This window comes from Xenorhabdus entomophaga, assembly GCF_037996725.1.
GTDB lineage: Bacteria > Pseudomonadota > Gammaproteobacteria > Enterobacterales > Enterobacteriaceae > Xenorhabdus > Xenorhabdus khoisanae.
Genome location: NZ_JBBMXH010000453.1, coordinates 1 through 251, shown reverse-complemented (window position 1 = coordinate 251; position 251 = coordinate 1). Strand labels below are relative to the sequence as shown.

At 58.2% G+C, this 251-nt stretch carries 1 protein-coding gene; it reads right to left on the bottom strand.

Annotated elements, in window-relative coordinates:
* Positions 1–251 (bottom strand): hypothetical protein (locus tag AAC854_RS24840; RefSeq protein ID WP_340619188.1); only part of this gene is annotated, 251 nt, incomplete at both ends.

The following is a 251-nucleotide window of genomic DNA, read 5'->3' as shown; positions in this document are numbered from 1 at the left end:
CTTCGGTACTTTTCAGCAGTTCCGGTTTCGCCGAGGCCATCAGCTTAAACGCCTCGGTAATGCGGGTTGCCCCAAACTCCGTGGTGCGGCCCAGCCGCTGGGCGTTTTCATTCAGCTGCTTTAACTGCGCCCCTGTCGCTCCCGTAATGGCCGACAAATCGGACAGTGCCTGTCCGTACTTACGGGTAGTCAGGATAATGGAGCCTAACGAAAAGCCCGTTCCGGCCAGCATCATTAACCGGCCGGAGACG